The organism is Phascolarctobacterium succinatutens CAG:287 (assembly GCF_000434895.1).
GTDB classification, from domain to species: domain Bacteria; phylum Bacillota; class Negativicutes; order Acidaminococcales; family Acidaminococcaceae; genus Phascolarctobacterium_A; species Phascolarctobacterium_A succinatutens_A.
Genome location: NZ_FR892781.1, coordinates 1 through 16,846, shown reverse-complemented (window position 1 = coordinate 16,846; position 16,846 = coordinate 1). Strand labels below are relative to the sequence as shown.

Here is a 16,846-nt window from a genome sequence, read left to right as displayed (position 1 = left end):
AGCAGGAATGCCGTAGCGCAGCATTCCGCCGAGCTTGCTCTTTTCTTCAAACACAACAGCATGGTGTCCCATCAGCTCCAGATAGTAGGCTGCGGACATACCGCTGGGGCCACCGCCGATGATGGCGATACGTTTGTTGGTAGCAGGCTGTTTTTCGGGCAGCGGCACAGTGTTGCTGGACGCATTGTCAACAGCCATACGCTTCAGACCGCGGATATTGATAGGAGCATCAATCATGCTGCGGCGGCAGCGTGCTTCGCAGGGATGCTCGCAGATAAGACCGCAGGCAGTCGGGAAGGGGTTATCCTTGCGGATGAGCTTGACAGCGTCGGCATAACGGCCTGCGCCAACCAGCGCAATGTAGCCGGGGATATCAACCTGTGCCGGGCACAAAGCTACGCAGGGGATAGAGTGATGGACGTTGACAGAGCATTTGCCCTTCTTTATGTGGTTAATGTAATCTTCGCGGAAGCCTTCCAGACCGGCCAAAACCATTTTGGCTGCTTCGAAGCCGATGGCGCAGTCAGCGCTGTTGGCAACGTTTTGCGCGGTGCTTTCGATTAAATCCAGAGTGTGCATGTCAGCCTTGCCGGCGAGCACGTCTTCCATAAGATTCTGCAGCTGCGCGAGACCTACACGGCAGGGTACGCATTTGCCACAGGTTTGTGCGTGGCAGACTTTGAGGAACGACAGCTGCAGATCAACAGGGCACAGTCCCGGGGGGCTGGCGATGATGTGTCGTTCCAGGTCCTTGTACAAGCGCTCGACCGTAAGCTGGGCCTGGTCGGGTGTTTCGATTCTTAAACGGCTCATAATTTTCCTCCAAAAAGCATACACTAAATATATAAAGGTATAAACTATATTATACAGAAAAAAGCTGATTTTCGCAATAATAAAGAAGATAGTTTTTATGTAACAATCTGAGCAGAAAGAGCTCGCAAGCGCTTTTCTGCCTGCTGCCGCAGGCAAGCACGCTTGCAGTAGCAATACTTTTTTTGCCTTGTTTTTTGTGTTATACTAATACTAAGCTTTAGAGCATTAATGCTGTCGGCAAAAGGTTTGTAACCGGCAGCTTAAAATATTGGAGGGTTGGATATGCAGCTTACTGCTACACATTATATCAGCCTGGCTGTGACGCTTCTGGTGACGCTGCTCCCGGGGCTTTTGGCAGCCAGAAGGGTGAAGTCTGCTGATGATTATAACGTAGGCGGCCGCAGCTCTGGCGCAGGCCTTGTCGCCGGTACGATTATCGGCACGATTATCGGCGGCGCAGCTACCGTCGGCACGGCGCAGCTTGGCTTCAAGCTGGGGTTGACGGCCTGGTGGTTTACGCTGGGCAGCGGCATCGCGCTTTTGCTGATGGCGGCGTTTTACGCTGTGCCCTTGCGCCGCAGCTCACTGACCACGGTAGCGGAGTATCTCGTTACGGATTACGGCAAGCCTGCGGGGTGGCTGGCGACCTTCAGCGCCTGCGCCGGCATTTTTTTCAGTATTGTAGCAAGCACGCTTACGGCGCTGCATCTCATAGCAGGCTTGTTCGGCGTACCGCTTTTGGCTGCAGCGGCAATTGTTGTTACTGTTACTTTGCTTTTAGTATTTTTTGGCGGCCTCAGCAGCAGCGGGATGGCCGGTATTTTTAAGATTGTGCTGATTTTTGCCAGCATTTTTGTCGGCGGCTTGCTGGCCTATGCCGATATGGGACATTGGCAGGGCCTGACGCAGAGCTTTGCGGCATATCCATGGTTCAGTCTTTTCGGACGCGGCGTGGAGGACGGTCTTGTCAGCCTAGGTTCGATGATTGTGGGGGTTATTTCTACGCAGACCTATGTGCAGGCGCTGTTTTCGGCGCGCGATACCAAAACTGCAGCTGTCGGCTGCTGTGCTGCCGCGCTGATAGTAATTCCCGTGGGACTGCCGTCGGTAATGATCGGTATGTTCATGCATCTGCATCATCCGGAGATAAATTCTATTGACGCACTGCCGCTGTATCTCGTTACCTATCTGCCGCAATGGCTTGGCGGTATCGGCCTGGGCGCTGTGCTGCTTTCGGCCCTGGGCTCAATCGCCGGTCTGGCGCTGGGCGTAGGTACGATGATTTCACGTGATATCGTCAGCAAAATCTGGCTTAAGGCTACGGCTACAGGACAGCTGTGGGCAAGCCGCCTGAGCGTGCTGGCCGTTTCTGTCGCTGCGATGGTGTTTGCTTTTATGCACCTTGATTCGTCGGTGCTGGAGTGGAATTACCTCTCCATGGCGCTGCGGGGCAGCGGTATCTTTCTGCCGCTGACGTTCTGCATCTTCTTCCCGGGCAGGGTGCGCGCTTCGATGGGCGTGGCTGCTATGGGTGCAGGCATTTTTGCGGCGCTCTTCTGGAAGCATATCAGCCCGTGGGAAATTAACAGTCTGCTGCCGGCACTTGTGTATAATCTGTTCTTTTTGCTCATTGGTCTGGCATGGGGTAAAAAAGGGGAATAGAAAAGAAAAAGCTGCTTTTGCAGCAAGCGGTTGCTTGCAAAAAGCAGCGTGATATGCTATGTTATAGGGAAGGGGGAACTGCCTATATGGTGGGTTGCCTTAGTGGAAAATTAGCTCAAGAAGCCACTCCGCCACGGGGCAATGTGTAGGAGTGGTTTTCTTATATTCGGTTGTTTGTTCTAAAGAAAAAGCTGCTTTTGCAGCAAGCGGTTTGCTTGCAAAAAGCAGCGTAATGTGCTATATTATAGACAAAGGACAACCGCCCACGTCGGTGGGTTGCCAAAAGTTTTAAAGCGGAAGAACCGCCCTGTCACTTGGCAAAGATTAAGGGCGGTTTTCCTATGTCTGGTTTATTTACTGAACTGAAAAATAAATGTCAGCAACGCCAGAATGAATACGCCAAAGGCCATCAGGTCCTTAAAGTCGTAGTTCTTCATAGGCATCACCTCCATTCTATTGGAGAATGATGGCAATGCCCACCCGTAAGCACGATTGTCCAAAGTCTGAATATATTGTAACATAGGTAAAGAGAACATACAACGAACGAATTGTGAATTCACGGTTGTATGTTTTTTCAGTTTTAGGCAGGAAATTTATCTGTAATGCTAGAATAGTTTTACATACATTTGCCGCGGATTTGCGCGGCAGCGGTCTTTTAATTTAAGGAGCAAGAGATGACAAAACGCTTTACTCATTTACATGTACATACGGAATACAGCCTGCTGGATGGCGCTTCGAAAATCCACGAGCTGGTGGCCTATGCCAAGGAGCTGGGCATGGACAGTCTGGCGATTACCGACCATGGCGCAATGTACGGTGCAGTAGAATTTTACCAGGAGTGTACCAAGGCAGGCATCAAGCCGATTATCGGCTGCGAGGTTTACCTGTCTAAGGAATCGCATCTGGAAAAGAATAACCGCGGCATGTACCATCTGATTCTGCTGGCGGAGAACGATACGGGCTACCATAACCTGATGAAAATTGTCAGCATTGGTCAGCTGGAGGGCTTTTACTATAAGCCACGCGTAGACAAGGACGTGCTGCGTACCTATCACGAAGGCATTATCTGCCTCAGTGCGTGCGTTGCCGGCGAGGTACCGCAGATGATTCTGCAGGACAACCTGGAGGGAGCACGCCGCTGCATTCAGGAATATATCGATATTTTCGGCAAGGACAATTACTTTCTGGAAATTCAGGACCATGACCTTGATGAGGAGCACAAGGTCAGCGCGGAGCTGAAGCAGCTGGCGCAGGAGTTCGGTCTGGGCCTGGTAGCGACAAATGATTTGCATTATGTGCAGCAAAAGGATGCCGCGGCGCAGGATATTCTGCTGTGCATTCAGACGACGAGTACGGTTGATGAGCCGGACCGTATGCGCTTTAACAACGACAGCTATTATCTGAAAAGCTATGATGAGATGGGGGCGCTGTTCGGCGACTGTCCGGAGGCTTTGAGCAATACCGCAAAAATTGCCGACCGCTGCAATGTAACGATGGAGTTCGGTCATCTGCTGCTGCCGGAGTTTCCGGTGCCCGATGGCTTTGACGCCGTAAGCTATCTGCGTCACTTGTGCGAGGAGGCCTTGCCTAAGCGCTATGAGGTTGTGGATGAGAAGGTACGCAAGCGTCTGGACTTTGAGCTGGACATCATTAACACGATGGGCTACGCCTGCTACTTTTTGATTGTCTGGGACTTCATCAACTATTGCCGCAGCCATGATATTCCGGTCGGGCCGGGGCGTGGCAGTGCCGCAGGCAGTATCGTGGCCTATCTGCTGCGGATAACTAATATCGAGCCCTTGCGTTATCATCTGCTGTTCGAACGCTTTTTGAATCCTGAACGTGTCAGCATGCCTGATATTGATACCGACTTCTGCTATGTGAAGCGTAATCAGGTACTTGATTATGTGGTGCGCCGTTACGGACAGGAGCGTGTGGCGCAGATTATTACCTTCGGCACACTGCAGGCGCGCGCGGCAGTGCGCGACGTCGGCAAGGCGTTGGGCATGAGCTATGGTGAGGTCGACGAAATCGCCAAGCTGATTCCGCGTGAGCTGGGCATTACGCTGGAGAAGGCGCTGAACGGCAGCAAGGACTTCCGTCAGGCGTACGATTCGCGCCCGGAGGTCAAGAAGCTGATTGACCTTGCGCAAAGCGTAGAGGGCCTGCCGCGTAACGCAGGCACGCATGCCGCCGGTGTTATTATCGCGCCGCATAATATGAAAAATTACGTACCGCTGCAGCAGGGCAGTGATGGTGGCGTCATCACCCAGTACGATAAGAATAAGGTAGAAGAGCTGGGCCTGCTGAAAATGGATTTTTTAGGCCTGCGCACGCTGACAGTTATCGGTGACTGCATTCGCTTTATCCGCGAAACTACTGGTGAAGAGGTTGATATTGATAACATTCCGCTGGCAGATGAGGCGACCTGCGCAATGCTGCGACGCGGTGAAACAGCCTGTGTTTTCCAGCTGGAGTCGGCAGGCATCACCAAGCTGGTTATGGATTTGGCTCCCGAAAGCTTTGAGGATCTGATTCCGTTGGTGGCTCTGTACCGTCCCGGTCCTTTGGGAACCGGTATGGCGGAGGATTTTATCGCTGGTCGTCATGGGCAGCGCACGGCGAAGGTGTTGCATCCGCTGATGGAGCCAATTTTGAAGGATACCTACGGCGTTATTCTGTATCAGGAGCAAGTTATGCAGATAACATCTGCGCTGGCAGGCTTTACGCTCGGTCAGGCCGATATCCTGCGTCGCGCGATGGGTAAGAAGAAGGCCAAGGAGCTGGATTCCATGCGCCAGTCCTTCATCGACGGCGCCAAAAAGCTGCATGATATCCAGGAAGAGCTGAGCGACCAGATTTTCTCGCTCTTGCAGCACTTTGCTGGCTATGGCTTCAATAAATCCCACTCCGTTGCCTATGCGCTGGTGGCCTATGAAACTGCTTATCTGAAGGCGCACTGGCGTCCGCAATTCTATGCGGCCTTCCTCAACAGTATTATCGGTGATGCTGATAAGGTGAGCTGGTATATTAACGTCTGCCGCAATGATAACATCAAAATCCTGCCGCCGGATGTCAACGAAAGCGGTCACAACTTTACAGTACACCAGAATGCATCAATCCGCTTCGGTCTGGCAGGCATCAAAAATACCGGCGATACTGCTGTAGAGGCTATTATCAGCGCCCGTAATGAAGGCGGGCCTTTCAAAAGCCTGGTTGATTTCTGCTGCCGCGTGAATATGCGTGTGGTCAACAAGCGTGTTATTGAAAATATGATAAAATGCGGTGCCATGGATTCCTTTGGTGCCAGACGCTCGCAGATGCTCGCTATTTTAGAACAGGCGGTTGATTTGGGTGCTGCCTGCCAAAGAGACAGGGCCAATGGCCAACTGGGACTTTTCGGTGATGTGCAGGATTTTGGCGCAAGCGAAATCAGGCTGCCGCAGCTGGATGAATTTCCCAAGCAGCTTATTCTGCAATATGAAAAGGAAATCATCGGCTTTTACGTTACCGACCATCCGCTGAGTGATTATAAAAAGATGCTGGAACGCTTTATGCCGCTGCACCAGTTTGGTGGGGATACCCAGGTCGCAGACGGACAGTTCGTGCGGGTGGCAGGCATTATTACCAACTGCACTATCAAAACAACTAAGCGCGGAGATACGATGGCTGTGCTGACGCTGGAGGATTTCAGCGGACGCTTCCCGATAATTGTCTTCCCGCAGGCCTACCGCAATAGCGTCAAGGATATTTACGAAGACAGTGTGGTGGCGATTGAAGGACGCTTCAGCGTGGACGAGCGCGAAAGCAAAATTATTGCCAACAGCGTGCGTGTGCTGCCATCTAAGCCACCGACAGAAATCTGCCTGCGCATTGAAGCACATCTGGAAAACCCGCTGATTCAGCGTGAGCTGATGCAGCTGTTCCAAAAATATAAGGGTGATGACTGCGTATACCTGCAGCTGATGGGCTCGCGTAAGCTGATTAAGACCACGCCGAACTTTTGGGTGAACAGTGAAGCACCTGGCTTTGCCGAGGATGTTGTAAAAATTTTGGGCGATAACTGCGTAGTAAAGCGGAGCTAAGTATAATTGATTGAGCGATTTTTCATAAACTTTCATGATATACTTGCAAGTTTAAGTACAAAAATGCTAAAATAAAGAGAAGAATGTAAAAAAGCCGGAGCAGCAGCTCCTGTATAAAGCTTAAGGAGGCAGCAAATGAATATTCTCGTTTGTTTAAAACAAGTGCCGGATACGGCAAAAGTAAAATTTAACCGCGAAACCAATACCTTGGACCGTACGGGTGTAGAAAATATTATGAACCCCTATGACCGTCAGGCATTGGAGGTAGCACTGTGCCTGAAGGACAAGGAAGGTGCTAAGGTAACTGTACTGACCATGGGCCTGCCCCAGGCAACCGATATCCTGAAGGAAGCTATCGCTATGGGCGCTGATGACGGCGTTCTGCTGAGCGACCGCGTTCTGGGCGGCAGTGATACCCTGGCAACCAGCCTGGCTCTGGCTGCTGCTGTTAAACATCTGGGCGAGTTCGACCTCGTGCTCTGCGGCAAGCAGGCAGTAGATGGCGATACCGCACAGGTTGGTCCGGAAATGGCTGAACATCTGGGAATTCCTCAAATTACCGGCGCTCTGAGCCTGAGCTACGAAGACGGAAAATTTGTTGTTGTCCGTGAAAACGAAAACTACCAGCTGACTCTGGCTTGTGCTGCACCGCTGCTGGTTACCGTAACCAAATCCGAAAAAGAGCCGCGTTTTGCCAGCATCAAAGGCAAAATGAAAGCACGTAAGGCACAGATTCCTACTCTGACCGTTGCTGACCTGGATCTTGATCCGGCAACCGTAGGCCTGAAGGGCTCTCCGACTAAGGTTAAAAAGGCCTTCACCCCGACTCCGCCTGAAATCAATGGCGAAATCATTACCGAAGCAGATGCTGATGCAGCAGTAGATATGCTGTTTGAAAAGCTGGTCAAGGCAGAGGTTATTACCCGCTAAGGTGAACCATGCTGATAAAAGTAAACAGGCAGCTTTGCTGTGGCTGTGAGGAATGTGTGGCAGTCTGCCCGATGGGGGCTATTGCGCTACGCGAGGGCAGGGCGCAGATTGATATGCAGCAGTGCGTCTGCTGCGGTGCCTGCATCCGCGAATGTCCCATGGAGGCCATAGCTATTGCCGAAATTGACAATACTGAAGATAACGAATAGGAGTGTGTAAATATGTGGGTTATTGCTGAACAGGAAAATGGTCAGCTGATGAATGTTACCTTTGAGCTGTTGGGCGCTGCCAAAGAGCTGTGTGCCAAGCTGGAGGAAAAATGCTGTGCGGTACTGGTGACCGCTGCTGCAGGCGAGCTGACGCAGCAGCTGATTGCTGCCGGGGCTGATGTTGTTTATGTTATTGAGGATGCTAAATACGCAGATTATGACACTGAGTTATATACCGATGCTATCTGCCAATTGTCCAAGAAATATGATCCGGCTTCCATTATGTTCGGTGCTACCGATGACGGCCGAGACCTGGCTCCGCGTGTTGCAGCACGTCTGCATACCGGCCTGTGCGCTGACTGCACCGCTCTTGATGTAACCGATGACAAGCTCGTTGCCTGGACTCGTCCCGCACTGGGCGGCAATATCTGCGCTACCATCATCTGCGACGTTAACCGTCCGCAAATGGGTACCGTTCGTCCTAAAGTATTCAAACCGGCTGAATTGGACAACACCCGCACTGGTGAGGTTATTGCCTTCACTCCGGAAGCAGGTGCTGTAAGCCGCGTTGAACTGGTTAAAAAAGAAGCTCTTAGCAGCGAAAACGCTGTGAAAATTGATGAAGCTGATATGATCGCAGCAGGCGGCCGTGGCTTTGGCAGCAAAGAAAACTTTGATGTGCTCGAGCAGCTGGCAGCTCTCTTTGAAAATTCCGCAGTAGCAGGCACTCGTGCCGCTATTGACGAGGGCTGGCTGACTCACTCCCAACAGGTTGGCCAATCCGGTAAATCTGTTACTCCGCATATCTACTTTGCCTGCGGCATCAGCGGTGCTATCCAGCATCTGTCCGGCATGAAGGACAGCGATATCATCATCGCTATCAACAAGGACGCAGAAGCACCGATTTTCACCGTTGCTCATTATGGCATCGTAGGTGATGTTAACGTAATTCTGCCGAAGCTGATTGAAAAAATCAAAGCTTACAAGGCATAATCTTAGACCTGGTTTACGGGAGGCATTCTAGTATGTGGAAAACAATTTATATTGCCCACACTGAGGAACAAGCCAATAAAATAAAACAGTTGCTTACGGAAAACGGCTTCTTGGTACAGCTTAAAAGTTCCGGAGGCAAGCATAACAAGGCTTATGAAATCTGCCTGCCGGTTTCGGAGGCAGAGGATGCCTATGAGGTTTTGTGCGAGAATAAGTTTCAGTACTGAGGAGGCGCGGTCCTGATGAAGAAGACGAAGATTATCTGTACAGTAGGTCCCAGCACGGACAATGTCGAGCTTTTACGTAAGATGATGCTTGCAGGCATGGATCTGGCACGCTTTAACTTTTCCCATGGCAACCATGAGGATCATGGCAAAAGGCTGCAGCTGGTGCGTCAGGCAGCAGAAGAGGCCGGTAAGGTAATCGCTACGATTGCCGATACCAAGGGCCCGGAAATGCGTTTGGGCATGTTTGCCGAAAGCAAAGTCCAGCTGAACGAGGGCGATGATTTTTGTCTGACTACGGAAGAATACCTGGGCGACCGCCATATGGCACACGTCAATTATGTGGGCCTGCCGCAGGAGGTAGAAATCGGCAGCAATATTCTGCTGGCCGACGGACTGCTTTCCTTAAAGGTTGTACGCATTGACGGCTGCAGAATTTATACCAAGGTAGTTAACGGCGGCGAGCTGAGCTCACGTAAGCGCGTGGCTTGCCCCGGCATTGAGCTGAAGCTGCCGTTCTTGTCGGAGCAGGACAGGGCAGATATTCTTTTTGCTGTCGAGCATGATATGGATTATATTGCGGCATCATTTGTACAGAAGGCCGATGATGTTATCGCTATCCGTAAGGTGCTTGAGGAAGCAGGCTCTTCTATCGGGATTATCTCCAAAATCGAAAACGAAGCCGGTGTGCAGCATATCGATGAAATTATCGGCGTATCTGACGGCATTATGGTTGCCAGAGGCGACCTGGGCGTAGAGATTCCGACCGAGGATGTGCCGCTGGTACAGAAGGATATCATCGCACGCTGCAACAAGGCGGGCAAGCCTGTTGTCACCGCTACGCAGATGCTGGAGAGCATGATTAACAGCTACCGTGCAACGCGTGCCGAGGCCAGTGACGTTGCCAACTCTATTTTTGACGGCAGCGACGTTATTATGCTGAGCGGCGAAACTGCCAGCGGCAAGTATCCGCTGGAGGCGGTGCAGACAATGGCTAAGATTGCCGTGCGCACGGAAAATGCGCTTGATTATGTGCATATCTTCCAAAAGAAGGGCATCAGCGAGCGCATCCATTCTACCGATGCTATCAGCCATGCTACCGTGCAGATTGCCCAGGAAATAAAGGCCGATACTATTCTTACAATTACGGAATCAGGCTTTACGGCGCGTATGATTGCCAAATATAAGCCTCAATGTACTGTCGTTGCTGTGTCACGCCTGCCTGAGCGCGTGCGTGCTATGCAGCTTTATTGGGGTGTGCTGCCGCTTTTGGGGCCATACTCTACAAATACTGATGAAATGATCGAGCTGTCCCTGCAGTGTGCTCTGCATCACTCCGTAATCAAGGACGGCGCATCTGTTGTTATAACTGCCGGTGTACCTATCGGTACTCCGGGCAGCACTAATCTGATTAAGGTGGTTACAGTGGGTAACAAGCTGCTTAGCGGCACCGGTATCGGCAGCAAGACTGTCACAGGACGCATCTGCGTAGGCCGCACTGCAGCAGATTTTAAGGAGAAGCTGCAGAAGGGCGATGTCCTTGTGGTTGATGTGCTGAATGACGAGTTTGTAGCGCAGGCTGCTGCCAAGGCAGCAGCAATTATCGCTGAAGAGGGCGGCCTGACATCTTCTACCGCCATTGTTGCCGTAACCTGCGGCCTGCCTGTTATCGTAGGCGCGGAAAAGGCAACCTCCAAGCTGGCTGATGGCCTGCTGGTAACGGTGGATCCTGTTTCCGGTGATGTCTACGAAGGCGATATTAACCTGTAGAAATATGGTAACAGAACTTATTTTAGAAACATGTATTGCTCTGCGTGACGGCAGAGAAGAAAACGCCTGCACAGCTTTTTCGGGTATTATTGCTGAAGCAGCAGATAACGAAGCATTACAAGCAATCAGCTGCTGTCTGCTGGTGGCCTTACGCCACCGGCAACGGCAGCTTTTTGCGGCTTGGATGCAGGAAAGCAGGCCGCGTTTGGAGCAGCTGCTGGTCAATCCGCAGCTGGCACATCAGGGCGGCAGCGTTCTGCTGAGGCTGACGTTTGCTGTGTGCGACAGGCGTCTGTCTGAGGTGCGTCCTATGCTCGCACTGCTGGTGCGGCGTTGGCTGCGGACGCACGCCGGCGATACGGCGCTGCTGCAGGAGTTTATGGCTGAATGGCTCAACCTGGCGGCGCGTATGGCACGCAGGCGGTGGCGCGAGGAGACTGCGTTTCTGTTGCGTGAGACCGGGCGCTGGCTGTTAAAGCAGCAGGACCTGCAACAGTTGGCGTGGAGCCTGCAGCAACTGCAGCTGCATTTCGTTGTCTACGCACGCTGGGATGGCTTTGACAAGGCCTGCAGGATGTACAGGGAGCTGACGCTTTTGTATCGTTTGCTGCTGCGGCGTGTGCCGAAGGCACAGCCTGCGCAGCAGACAGCGCTTTTGCAGCTGCTTGTGCGTCATCTGCGTGACGTTACAGCCAATGTATCGCGTTCAGCGATGCTGGACGATGCTGACATCTTCCGCCAATGGTACAGCTTTTGGTGGCAGCTTACGGCTGAAGACAAGAACGCCAGGGAGGAGCTGCTGCGACTGCTGCAGCTAGTCATAACCTATTGGCAGCAGACCATGCCCAAAACGAGCCGCAAGCAGATAAAGTTGCTCAAGGATTTGCTGCAGCCAAATCTGATTGCCGGCCAATATGCTTTGTTATTACAAAAAATAATCTAAATAAAGACAGCAGCTGCATACTGTGATAGCAGAAAGTACGCTGCTGTAATAATCCTGAAGACAGGAGGTTATAAATATGTCAAAGATTGTCGTAGTAGGTAGCTGTAATATTGATATTACCGTGGAATGTGACCGCTGGGTGCACCCCGGAGAAACTATTTTCGGCAACCGACTGACCGTTTCCCCCGGCGGTAAGGGTGCCAACCAGGCTGTTGCTGCTGCCCGTCTGGGAGCAGATGTTATGATGGTTGGCTGCATCGGTGATGATGTGTACGGTCAGCTGGTGCTGAAGGCTTTGAAGGAAAACAATGTTGATTCCACCTATGTGAAGGTGCTGCCGGGTGAAAACAGCGGTACTGCTCACATTACCGTAGCAGAGGATGATAACACGATTATCGTTATCAAGGCTGCCAATGACCTGGTATCCCCGTCGCTGATTGATGAAGCGTGGGAGGATATCAGCAAGGCAGACATGGTGCTCTTGCAGCACGAAATCCCTGCCGCTACCAATGCCTATGTCATTGAAAAATGCGCAGCGCACGGTGTACCTGTGCTTCTGAACCCTGCACCTGTTGCTCCGGTGTCGCAGGCTCTGCTGGATAAGATTACTTACCTGACTCCCAACGAGCACGAGGCAGCAACACTGTTTGCCGGTAAGGGCAAGGCGGATATCCTTGACCAGAACCAGGGCAAGGTGATTATGACGCTGGGCAGCAAGGGTGTTGCCTATGCAGAAAAGGGCCAGGTTATTACTGTTCCCGGCTTTAAGGTAAAGCCGGTTGACACTACGGGTGCAGGCGACACCTTTAACGGTGCCTTTGCTGTTGCCCGTGCAAATGGCAAATCCATGCAGGAAAGCATCAGCTTTGCCAATGCTGCCGCAGCTCTTTCAGTGCAAAAGCTGGGAGCACAGGGCGGTATGCCTTATTTACATGAAGTAGAGGAGATGCTTAAATAATGCAAAAGGGTGGAATGTTAAACAGCTCTATTGCGAAGGTGCTGGCTGATTTGGGCCACACCGACACTATCGTTATCGGTGACTGCGGTCTGCCTGTGCCTGCAGGCGTGCAGAAAATCGACCTGGCCCTGAAGCCGGGAACTCCTTCCTTCCTGGAGGTTGTTGAGGAAGTAGCCAAGAATATGGTTATCGAAAAGGTAGAAATTGCAGCGGAAATGGAAGGCAGAAATCCTGCTGTCTACGGCGCTATGAAGCAGCTTTTCACTGAAGAGCAGTGGATTATCGATGCAGACCACGAGGCCTTCAAGGAGGCAACCAAGCATGCCAAATGCATTATCCGCACCGGCGAAATTACTCCTTTTGCCAATGTGATTCTGCACAGCAATGTTTTCTTTTAAAAATTAGCGTAAGGTAGGAATAAGGAAAAGTATGGAGATTGAATTAAGAAATATCCATAAGGCCTTTGGTTCTAATAAGGTGCTCAAGGGTGTTGACCTGAAGCTTAAAAGCGGTGAGGTACACGCTCTGATGGGTGAAAACGGTGCCGGCAAATCAACACTGATGAATATCCTGACTGGTATTCACAAGCAGGATAAGGGACAGATTTTTGTCGACGGCAAGGAAATCAGCTTCAAAAATCCTCTGGAGGCAGAAGCTTACGGCATCGCCTTCATCCATCAGGAGCTGAATATCTGGCCGAACCTGAGCATTCTGGAAAACCTGTTTTTGATGCACAGCGTAACCAATGGCATGGGTATCCTGGACTTTAAGGCTATGCGTGCTCTGGCAGAGCAGAAATGCCGCGAAATTGAAATTGAGCTGCCGCTGGATATGGAAGCGGGCGAATGCTCGGTAGGACAGCAGCAGATGACGGAAATCGTCCGTAACCTGCTGTTGGACGCCAAGGTTGTTATTATGGACGAGCCTACGGCGGCGCTGACTGAAAGAGAAACAGAAAAGCTCTTTGAGGTTATGCGCTCCCTAAAAAAACGCGGTGTAGCAATGGTTTATATTTCGCACCGTATGGAAGAGGTTACGCAGAACTGCGACACGATTACCGTTATGCGTGACGGCGTATCCGTTGCAACTAAGCCTGTTAAGGAATACAGCATGGAGCAGATTGTCCGCGATATGGTAGGACGCTCCATTACGGAATTTTATCCCGACCGCCGCAATAAGCCGGGCGAGGTGCTGCTGGAGGTTAAGCACTTTGAACAGCCGGGAGTTTTCCATGATATTAACTTTAACCTGCGCAAGGGCGAGATTTTGGGCTTTGCCGGCCTCATGGGCAGCGGCCGTACCGAAATCATGCGCGCCGTTTTCGGCGTTGACCCTCATGCAGGCGGCGAGCTAGTTTTCAAGGGCGAGCCTTTGAAGATTACCAAGCCTGAGGATGCTATTAACGCAGGCATGGGCTTTGTAACGGAAAACCGCAAAACAGAGGGTCTGATTCTGGACTTCTCCATTTTGCGCAACATTGCTTTGCCAAGTGTTGACAGCTTTGCCAAAAGCGGTGTCATCAATTTTAATATTCTTAATGGTTTTGCCGATAAAATGGCAAAAAAGCTGGGCGTAAAGACCAGCAGCCTGGACCTTGAGGCCGGTGCGTTGTCCGGCGGTAACCAGCAGAAGGTGGTTATTGCCAAATGGGTTGGCATGCACCCTGGGGTCATTATTATGGATGAGCCTACCCGTGGTATCGACGTAGGTGCAAAACGCGATATATATGAGCTGATGAACGAGCTTACTGCAAGTGGTGTTTCGATTATTATGGTTTCCTCGGAGCTGCCGGAGGTATTGGGCATGAGCGACCGCATCGTCGTTGTCCACGAAGGCCGCATTGCCGGCGAGCTGCTGCATGATGAAGCAGACCAGGAAAAAATTATGACACTTGCAACGGGAGGGCAATAAAAATAATGGATGTAAAAGCAATCTTGAAAAAATCCGGTTCCATAATCGGACTTGTTGTGTTGTTTGTGGTTATTTCCTGCCTCAACAGCAGCTTTATCGACCCCAGCAACCTGAAAAACCTGCTGCGTCAGGTTTCTATAAATGCCTTAATTTCCTTTGGCATGACCTTTGTTATCTTAACCGGCGGTATTGATTTGTCCGTCGGCAGTATTCTGGCGCTTTCCAGTGCACTCATGGGCAGCTTTATCAAGGGCGGTATGGATCCTGTTTTTGGTATCGTGCTGGCCTGCCTCATCGGTGCAGTACTGGGCAGTGTCAACGGCCTGGTAATTACCTACGGCAAGGTGGCGCCCTTTATCGCAACCCTGGCGACCATGACCATTTTCCGTGGTCTGACACTGGTATATACCAACGGCAACCCTATCAGCAGCCTGTCCGAGGATGACCGATTCCTGGAATTTGGACAGGGTTATGTTGCTGGTCTGCCGGTTCCTGCCATTATGATGCTGATTATGTTTTTCATTTTGTGGTTCATTCTGCACAAAACTCCGCTGGGACGCAAAACCTATGCTGTCGGCGGTAATGAGAAGGTTTCCTTCATCGCAGGTATAAAAATCAACCGCATTAAAATATTTGCTTATACCGTAACAGGTTTCCTCTGCGGTATGGCAGGCGCAATCCTTACCAGCCGTCTGAACAGTGCTCAGCCTACTGCCGGCACTGGCTATGAGCTGGATGCTATCGCAGCTGTAGTACTCGGCGGCACCAGTCTTTCCGGCGGTAAGGGCCGCATCTTCGGTACCATTATCGGTGCGCTGATTATCGGTACGCTGAACAATGGTCTGAATATCTTAAACGTATCCAGCTTTTACCAACAAGTTGTCAAAGGTATTGTAATTTTGCTGGCTGTGCTGATGGACAGAAAGAAAAACTAAGCGTGATGCGGACGTAAAGCACCGTTCGGTGCTTTTCAGCCGCAGCCTGCTTAATGCAAGTTTTTGTTCGCATAGTAATTTCTAATTCCGGGAGGTATTTTCTCACATGAAAAAAATTTTATTGGTATTAACCTGCATTGTAGCAATGGCTATGATGATTGTCGGCTGCGGCGGCAGCGACAAGAAGGATGCTGCAAAAGGCAACGACAAGAAAATCACCGTTGGCTTCTCCGTATCCACTCAAAACAATCCGTTCTTCGTTTCTCTGGCTAAAGGCGTAGAAGCTAAGGCTAAGGAGCTGGGCGTAACCGTAAAGGTTGTTGACGCTCAGAACGATCCTGCAAAGCAGGCTAATGATATTGCTGACCTGCTGCAGCAAAACATCAGCGTTCTGCTGGTTAACCCTGTTGACTCTGATGCAATTTCTACATCCGTAAAGGCTGCCAACAAGGCTAATATCCCTGTTATCTGCCTCGACCGCAGCGCTAACCAGGGTGATGTAGCATGCCTGGTTGCTTCCGATAACGTAAAGGGCGGCGAAATGGCTGCTGATTACATTATCAAAAAGCTGGGCGAAAAGGTTAAGGTTGCTGAGCTGGAGGGTATCCCCGGTGCCAGCGCTTCCCGTGAACGCGGCGAAGGCTTCCACAAGCTGGCTGACAGCAAGCTGACCGTTGTTGCTAAACAGACTGCTGAATTTGACCGCAGCAAGGGCCTGACTGTAGCAGAAAACATGCTGCAGGCTAACCCGGACATCAAAGCTATTTTCGCTCAGAACGACGAAATGGCTTTGGGTGCAATCGAAGCTGCTAAGAGTGCTGGCAAGCAAATCTTCATCGTTGGCTTTGACGGCACTGCTGATGGCGTAAAGGCTGTAGAAAGCGGCGCTATGAGCGCTACTATTGCTCAACAGCCGGAAATCATGGGCCAGCAAGGTCTGGAAGTAGCTGTTAAGGCTGCTAAAGGCGAAAAAGTAGAAGCTAAGATTTCTGCTCCGCTGAAGCTCATCGAAAAGAAATAATAGCCGCTTAATTTATATTAACCTGACAACTTGAAATGAAATGCCCCTGCGCGAAGGCGTGGGGGTGTTTTTTTGATGCGCCCAACATGCAAAACACACTAAAGGCGTTCTACCTGACTGCGGTAGAACGCCTTTAGTGTTTAAAAGTTCGTATCGAGTTTCAAGTAACTGATTTCATCGTCAATCTGCTTAGTGAAATCAGTGTTAGAGTGGTTAAGCTTCTTCCTTCAGCTTTTCCACATCAGCGAGAGACAAATTTGTCAGCTCCGCAATATCCTGCAGAGAATAGCAGCCCTTAGACAGCATGCGTTTAGCAGTAGCAAGGTTGGCATTGTTTTCACCTTTAGCCATGCCCATAGCTAAAGTGTACCCTTTGTCAAGGACAAATTAAG

Annotated in this window: 15 protein-coding genes; 13 read left to right on the top strand and 2 right to left on the bottom strand. The window is 50.9% G+C overall.

What is annotated here, in order from left to right; genetic code table 11:
• On the bottom strand, positions 1-813 hold an 813-nt coding region (locus tag BN587_RS11805; RefSeq protein WP_044484211.1), incomplete at its 3' end, for an NADH-ubiquinone oxidoreductase-F iron-sulfur binding region domain-containing protein.
• 282 nt (positions 814-1,095) lie between these two features.
• On the opposite strand from BN587_RS11805, the gene BN587_RS04155 reads away from it, so the two are divergent.
• From BN587_RS04155 to rbsB, 13 genes are all read left to right on the top strand, one after another.
• Positions 1,096-2,475, top strand: a complete 1,380-nt coding sequence (locus tag BN587_RS04155) for a sodium:solute symporter family protein (RefSeq protein ID WP_021719888.1) — start codon at positions 1,096-1,098, stop codon at positions 2,473-2,475.
• A 674-nt stretch (positions 2,476-3,149) separates the two neighbouring features.
• Entirely contained in the window at positions 3,150-6,560 is a 3,411-nt protein-coding gene (locus BN587_RS04150) for a DNA polymerase III subunit alpha (RefSeq protein ID WP_021719887.1), read from the top strand.
• 135 nt (positions 6,561-6,695) lie between these two features.
• Entirely contained in the window at positions 6,696-7,490 is a 795-nt protein-coding gene (locus BN587_RS04145) for an electron transfer flavoprotein subunit beta/FixA family protein (RefSeq protein WP_021719886.1), read from the top strand.
• Between the two features lie 8 nt (positions 7,491-7,498).
• Entirely contained in the window at positions 7,499-7,699 is a 201-nt protein-coding gene (locus BN587_RS11800) for a 4Fe-4S dicluster domain-containing protein (RefSeq protein ID WP_044484209.1), read from the top strand.
• Positions 7,700-7,711: 12 nt separating this feature from the next.
• Positions 7,712-8,692, top strand: a complete 981-nt coding sequence (locus BN587_RS04135) for an electron transfer flavoprotein subunit alpha/FixB family protein (protein WP_021719884.1) — start codon at positions 7,712-7,714, stop codon at positions 8,690-8,692.
• A 32-nt stretch (positions 8,693-8,724) separates the two neighbouring features.
• Positions 8,725-8,919 (top strand): hypothetical protein, encoded by a 195-nt coding sequence (locus tag BN587_RS04130; protein ID WP_021719883.1) that lies wholly within the window; start codon positions 8,725-8,727, stop codon positions 8,917-8,919.
• Positions 8,920-8,934: 15 nt separating this feature from the next.
• A complete protein-coding gene (pyk, locus tag BN587_RS04125) occupies positions 8,935-10,686 on the top strand; it encodes a pyruvate kinase (protein ID WP_021719882.1) in 1,752 nt (583 codons plus the stop codon).
• Positions 10,687-10,690: 4 nt separating this feature from the next.
• The gene (locus BN587_RS11350; protein WP_021719881.1) at positions 10,691-11,629 is read left to right on the top strand and encodes a hypothetical protein; all 939 of its coding nucleotides are present in this window, start codon (positions 10,691-10,693) and stop codon (positions 11,627-11,629) included.
• 76 nt (positions 11,630-11,705) lie between these two features.
• Positions 11,706-12,587 (top strand): ribokinase, encoded by an 882-nt coding sequence (gene rbsK / locus BN587_RS04110; protein ID WP_021719880.1) that lies wholly within the window; start codon positions 11,706-11,708, stop codon positions 12,585-12,587.
• Positions 12,587-12,985 (top strand): D-ribose pyranase, encoded by a 399-nt coding sequence (gene rbsD, locus BN587_RS04105; protein ID WP_009146329.1) that lies wholly within the window; start codon positions 12,587-12,589, stop codon positions 12,983-12,985. Before rbsK ends, rbsD begins: the two co-directional genes overlap by 1 nt.
• Before the next feature lie 31 nt (positions 12,986-13,016).
• A complete protein-coding gene (locus BN587_RS04100; protein ID WP_021719879.1) occupies positions 13,017-14,498 on the top strand; it encodes a sugar ABC transporter ATP-binding protein in 1,482 nt (493 codons plus the stop codon).
• A 5-nt stretch (positions 14,499-14,503) separates the two neighbouring features.
• Positions 14,504-15,433 carry an ABC transporter permease gene (locus tag BN587_RS04095; RefSeq protein ID WP_021719878.1) on the top strand — a complete coding sequence of 310 codons (930 nt, stop codon included), beginning with the start codon at positions 14,504-14,506 and terminating at the stop codon, positions 15,431-15,433.
• 106 nt (positions 15,434-15,539) lie between these two features.
• Positions 15,540-16,454, top strand: coding sequence for a ribose ABC transporter substrate-binding protein RbsB (rbsB, locus tag BN587_RS04090; protein ID WP_009146332.1), 915 nt, complete (start codon positions 15,540-15,542; stop codon positions 16,452-16,454).
• Between the two features lie 213 nt (positions 16,455-16,667).
• Here rbsB and BN587_RS11795 read toward each other — a convergent pair whose 3' ends face one another.
• A complete protein-coding gene (locus BN587_RS11795) occupies positions 16,668-16,811 on the bottom strand; it encodes a hypothetical protein (protein ID WP_021719877.1) in 144 nt (47 codons plus the stop codon).
• Positions 16,812-16,846: the final 35 nt, after the last annotated feature.